This is a genomic window from Sphingomonas bacterium, assembly GCF_903644055.1.
In the GTDB taxonomy this organism is placed as follows: domain Bacteria; phylum Pseudomonadota; class Alphaproteobacteria; order Sphingomonadales; family Sphingomonadaceae; genus Sphingomonas_I.
The window spans coordinates 1-5,599 of record NZ_CAHJXD010000040.1; the positions used below are offsets into that span (position 1 = coordinate 1).

Below are 5,599 nucleotides of genomic sequence, written 5' to 3' on the forward strand. Positions count from 1 at the left end.
TTCCGATCTCGCCGCCACCGAAAGCGCGCTGTTGAGCAGCGGCAGGGAGCGCCGCCCGATCACCTGCTGGATCGCCGAGGCCGGGCCGATCACCGCCTCCACCCCGCGCGCGGCGGTGAGGATCGCGAGGATCGGCAGCCCCGCCTCCGCGCCCCTGGCGAACAGCCCGAGCAGCGCCGGCCCCGCCGCGATCAGCGCCGCGCAGGTCGGCAGCGCCAGCAGCAGCGACAGCCGCACCGCGAAATCGTAGAGCGCCTGGATCGTCGCTCTGTCGCCGCGCACCTGCGCCGCCGCGATCGGCCCCAGCACATAGCCGAAGGTCTGGCGGACGATCTGCGGGATGCTCGCCACCTTGCGCGCGATCGCGTAGACGCCCGCGGCGCTCGCCCCCGCGGCGCCCGGCGCGAGCAGGTTGGCGGCGACCGTCGCCATATCGCTGAACACGCGGCCGAGGATGTTTGCGGGAAGCACCGACAGGCCCGACCACAGCATGTCCCCCGTCATCGCGCGCCCGGCGCGGACGCCCAGGATATCGCGCAGCGGCACGTAACGATCGAGCAGCCGCAGCGCCGCGGCGGCGGTGATGCTCAGCGAGATCAGATGCGCGATCAGCAGCCCCAGCATGTGCATCCCCGCCGCCCACAGCGCGACCGCCGCGCCAAGCCGGGCCATCTGCTCCCACATCAGCCGCAGCCGCACCTCGGGCCCGAACGCGTGGCAGGCGCGCACCGCCGAGGTCGAAACCTCGATCACCGCCCACAGCGGCAGCGCCCAGGCGAACAGCCGGATCGCGGTGACGAGGCGCGGCAGATCCTGCGCGGCGACGTTGAGGCGACCCGCGATCAGCGGCGCCGCGAGGCACGCCAGCACCGCCACCGCGCAGTTGGGCAGCAGCCCGAGCAGCAGCGCCGCGCGCACCGCTTGCGCCTTCTCCGCCGCGTCCGCCGCGCGCGGCAGGATGCGCTGCAACCCGCTGGTGACGCCCAGATCGAAGATATTCTCGGCGATGTTCACCAGGCTCCAAAGCACCTGGTAGAGCCCGTAGGCCGGCAGCCCGAACATCCAGGTATAGGCGGGCTGGCTCACCACCTCGATCACGTTGCCGAGCCGCGACAGCGCCACCGAGGATGCGCCCCTCGCCGCGCTACGCCGCGCGGCGTGGGCGCTCGCCCCGGCGTCCCCGCTCACTCCTCGGTGCGGATCAGCACCGCCTCGCCGATCAGCAGGAACAAGGCGAACGGCGCCCAGGCGGCGAGCAAGGGCGGGTAGGCACCGATATTGCCCATCGCCAGCGCGAAATTGTCGGCGACGAAATAGAGGAAGCCCAGCCCCATGCCGATCACGACGCGGACGAACAGCCGCCCCGATCGCGCCAGCCCGAACCCCGCGATGCCGGCGAGCAGCGGCATCAGCACGATCGAGAGCGGCCCCGATATCTTGTGCCAGATCTGGGTGCGCAGCGCGCTCGTCGGGCGGCCCGCCGCCTGCAACTGCGCCACCGTATCGGCCAGCGCGCGGAACGACAGGCCGTCGCCGTTGACGTTGGCGAGCGTGAAGCGGCTGGGATCGAGCCCCGGCGCGATCAGCACCGCCGACAGCGGCCTGGTATCGCCGCTCGCGACATCGAAGCGCTTGACGTCGATCAGCTTCCAGCGATCGCCCGCGGGCACGCCGTGCGTCGCGGTCGCGATCGCGATCAGCCGATCCTTCTCGCGATCATAATAGGTCACGCGGTGGAGCACCGCCGCCTTGCCCCTGCCCGTCACCTCGTCGACGTGGATGAGATCGTCGCCGAACCGCACCCAGATATTGGTGACCATGTTCCTCTGCGCGGAGACCGGGCCATATTGCGCATCCTGCCAGGCGGTGAGCGTCGCGGTGGCGCGCGCGACGACGCGATCGTCGAACCAGAAATTGAGCCCGGCGATCGCGACGCTCGACAGCATCAGCGGCGCGAGGATCTGGTGCGCGGAAATCCCCGCCGCCTTCATCGAGATGATCTCGCTGTTCTGGTTCATGCGGACGAGCGTTATCAGCGTGCCGAGCAGCGCCGCGAAGGGAATGAAGCGCTGGATGAGCTGCGGGATGCGCAGCGTGACATAATGCCAGATCGCCGCCTGGCCGTTGCCGGGCGCCGCGAGGATGTCGCCGCTTTCGCCGAGCAGGTCGAGCGCCATCAGGATGATGACCAGCCCGGCGAGCACCGCCGCCGAACGCGCGACGAAGGTGCGCGCCAGATACCAGGTGACGGTGCGCGACGCGAAGAAGGGGAAGCCCTGCCTCATCCCGCCGCGATCGCCGCCGGATCGTGCCGCGCGAACCGGCGCCGCAGCCACGCGCCGAACCTGCTCGCCTGCCGCTCCAGCGCGGCGATCGGCTGCCCGCCGGGAACATGCGCCAGCGTGCTGTACATCCACCAGATCAGCCCCGCGAACAGCGCGAAGGGTATCCACAATGCGAAGAAGGGACTCATCCCGCCGCGCGCGCCCAGCGCCTCGGCATATTCGTTGATCTTGTAATAGCTGACGATCATCACGATCGACAGGAACACGCCCACCGCCGAGCTCGATCTCTTGGGCGGCACCGCCAGCGCGACGCCGAGCAAGGGCAGCAGCATCATCGTCGCCACCTCGGTCAGGCGGAAATGGAATTCGGCGCGGCTCTTGCGCTCCTCCTTCTTGTCGCCGTTGCCGGCATGGCCGGTGCGGACGAGCTCGGGGATCGTCAGCTCGCCGTCGCGCCCGCCGCGCAGACGGAACGCGCCTTCCTTGGGCAGGTCGATCGGCAGATCATGGTTGGCGAAGGTCAGCACGCGCGGGCTCGAAAAGCCGGGCTGGTCATGGACCAGGCTGCCGTTGCGCAGGCGCAGGATGATCGTGTTGACATCGTCGGTCGCCATGAAGCGGCCATGCTCGGCGGTCACCGCCAGCTTCTTGGCGCCGTCGCGCTCGGCCATCACGAAGATGCCCGAAAGCTCGCGCCCGCCGTCCTGGCTGCGCTCGACCCGCAGCGTCATGCCCTTGCCCAAAGTGGTGAACTCGCCGACCTTGATCGAGCTGCCGAGCGCGCCCGTGCGCAGCTCGTAGCGCAGCCCTTCATAAGCGTAGCGCGAATAAGGCTGGAGGAAGCCGACGATCATCAGATTGACGAAGGCGAGCGCGCCCGCGAACATGTAGGGCACGCGCAGCAGCCGGCGATAGCTGTATCCCGTCGCCATCAGCACATCGAGCTCCGACGAGACCGCCAGCCGCCGGAACGCCAGCAGCACGCCCAGCATCAGCCCGATCGGGATGCCCAGCGAGAGATATTCGGGGATGAGGTTGGCGAGCATCCGCCATACCACGCTGACGGGCCCGCCCTGCTGCGCGACGAAATCGAACAGGCGCAGCATCTTCTCGAGCAGCAGCAGCATCGCCGCGATCACCATGGTGGCGGCGAGCGGCACGGCGATGAGGCGGGCGAGGTAACGATCGACGAGCTTAGCGGGTATCAAATTGCCGACGCCTCATCACCATGTTCTGGCCGCAATCAGTGCCGATCTGCGAGCTTCAAGGGGGCGCGTTTTGCGCCGGCCACGCGATTGCGGGCCGGGCTATAGCTTCCGAAGGTGCCGAGGTCATGTTGAAACTGCCTGTCCGCTTCGCCGTACCGTTGATCGGTCTCGCACTGCCCGTCACGGCCGCGGCATCCGCCGTGATGGGGCCGCGCGCGGGCGATTGCGCCAGGAGCTCGGGCAAGAGCGCGATCCTCGTCAAGGTCGTCGGGCTCAAGAGCCGCGAAGGCGTGGTCCGCGTCCAATCCTATGGCGGCGAGCCCGCCGGTTATTTCGACAAGGGCACCTATCTCGAACGCGTCGAGGTGGCGCCCGTCGCGCGCGACATCGAGGTCTGCGTGCCCGTGCCCAAGGCGGGCACCTATGCGATCTCGGTCCGCCATACGCTGGGCGGCGGCGTCTCGATGAAGGACGGCGCGGGCTTTTCGGGCAATCCCAACATGTCGCTGATGGATGCGCTGTTCCGGCGCAAGCCGCCCGCCTCCGAGGTGCAGGTCCGGGTCAGCGGGATCGCGCGCGTTTCGGTCACGATGAATTACGTGCAGGACGGCCAGTTGAAGCCGATCGCGCTCGCCGGCGTCGCCCACGCGGAATGACCAGGATCGCGCTTCTCTCCAATCCCCGATCAACGGGCAACCGCGCGATGCTGCCGCGCGTGCGCAGCTTCTGCGCGCAGCATAGCGAAATCTTCCATTACGAGGTCGAGGATGTCGACCAGATCGGCGCCGCGCTGCGCACGATCGCGCGCGTCCGGCCGCAGGTGCTGGTGATCAACGGCGGCGACGGCACCGTCCAGACGATCCTCACCGAACTCTATCACGGCAGCGCGTTCGGCGCCTCGGTCCCGCCGGTCGCGGTGCTGCCCAACGGCAAGACCAACCTGATCGCGCTCGATCTCGGCGCGGTCGGCGATCCGATCGTCGCGCTCGAGCGCGTGCTGGAGCTGGCGCGCGGCGATTTCCGCGATCATGTCGTCGAACGCGAGCTGATCGCGCTCAGCCGGGGCGACGATGGCGCGATGCCCGTGCTCGGCATGTTCCTCGGCGGCGCGGGGCTCGCCGATGCGATGCTCTACTGCCGCAACAAGGTCTATCCGCTGGGGCTTTCGAACGGGCTCAGCCACGTCCTCACATTGTTCGCCTTGTTCCTGTCGCTGGTGATCGGCATGCGCGCGGCCTTCCTGCCGCCCAAGCCCTCGGCGGTGAAGGTGTCCCTGATCCGCCACGGCCAGATCCAGGGGCATTTCTCGCTGCTGATCGTCACGACGCTCAAGAAGATGCTGATGGGCACCAACGTCGCGGTGCAGGGCGGCAATCTCGGCGCGCTGCAATTGATGGTCGTCGACCAGAATCCGATGGCGCTGGTCCGCGCGACGCTGGCGAGCATGCTCGGCCGGCTGGGCAGCGCCAAGCTGCAAGGCGTCCATGTCGAGCGCGGCGACGAGATCCGGATCGAGGGCGAGCGATCGAGCGTGATCCTCGACGGCGAAATCTTCCAGGCGCGCAAGGGCCAGGCGATCGTGCTGCGCCAGACCAACCCGCTCTCCTTCCTCCGCCTCGCGGCCTGACCCGGCCGATGGCCGCGCCGACGGCCGAGCTGGTGGCGCTGGTCGAGGCCGAACTCGCCTTGCCCGTCCTGCCCGAAGTCGCCGCGATGGCGGAAGCGATCGCCGCGCGGCATCCGGGTGCCCGCGCGATGCTGTTCTACGGCTCCTGCCTGCGCGAGGCGCGGCTCGACGGGCTGATGCTCGATTTCTACCTGATCGTCGCCGATTACCGTCGCGCCTTCGGCAAGCGCTGGCTGGCCGCCGCCAACCGGCTGCTGCCGCCCAACGTCTTCCCGTTCGCGCTCGGGCCCCTCGTCGCCAAATATGCGGTGCTGAGCGAGCGGGATTTCGCGCGGCTGGCTTCGTCGCGGACGCGCAATGTCTCGGTCTGGGCGCGCTTCGCCCAGCCGTCGCGGCTCGTATGGAGCGCCGACCGCCGCGCCGCCGAAAGCGCGGTGGCGGCGGTGGCGAAGGCCGCGCCGTCGCTGCTGGCGGCGGCG

General features: G+C 69.1%; 5 protein-coding genes and 1 pseudogene. 3 read left to right on the forward strand and 3 right to left on the reverse strand.

What is annotated here, in order from left to right; translation table 11 throughout:
• The 3 genes from HUU94_RS01745 to lptF all read right to left on the reverse strand — a co-directional run.
• Positions 1 to 1,188: lipopolysaccharide biosynthesis protein (locus tag HUU94_RS01745; protein WP_302480172.1), on the reverse strand; the 1,188-nt coding region annotated here is incomplete at its 3' end.
• A complete protein-coding gene (gene lptG / locus HUU94_RS01750; RefSeq protein WP_174273409.1) occupies positions 1,185 to 2,285 on the reverse strand; it encodes an LPS export ABC transporter permease LptG in 1,101 nt (366 codons plus the stop codon). The genes lptG and HUU94_RS01745, both read right to left, overlap by 4 nt.
• A complete protein-coding gene (gene lptF, locus HUU94_RS01755; protein WP_174273410.1) occupies positions 2,282 to 3,493 on the reverse strand; it encodes an LPS export ABC transporter permease LptF in 1,212 nt (403 codons plus the stop codon). The genes lptG and lptF overlap by 4 nt, the downstream gene beginning before the upstream one ends.
• Positions 3,494 to 3,618: 125 nt before the next feature.
• Here lptF and HUU94_RS01760 point away from each other — a divergent pair, with 125 nt between their 5' ends.
• From HUU94_RS01760 to HUU94_RS01770, 3 genes and pseudogenes are all read left to right on the forward strand, one after another.
• Positions 3,619 to 4,149: a DUF2141 domain-containing protein gene (locus tag HUU94_RS01760; protein ID WP_254601857.1), complete on the forward strand. Its 531-nt coding sequence runs from the start codon at positions 3,619 to 3,621 to the stop codon at positions 4,147 to 4,149.
• On the forward strand, positions 4,146 to 5,120 hold the full coding sequence (locus HUU94_RS01765; protein ID WP_174273411.1) for a diacylglycerol/lipid kinase family protein: 975 nt from the start codon (positions 4,146 to 4,148) through the stop codon (positions 5,118 to 5,120). Before HUU94_RS01760 ends, HUU94_RS01765 begins: the two co-directional genes overlap by 4 nt.
• 8 nt (positions 5,121 to 5,128) lie before the next feature.
• Positions 5,129 to 5,599: pseudogene (locus HUU94_RS01770) on the forward strand (hypothetical protein); the annotation flags it as partial.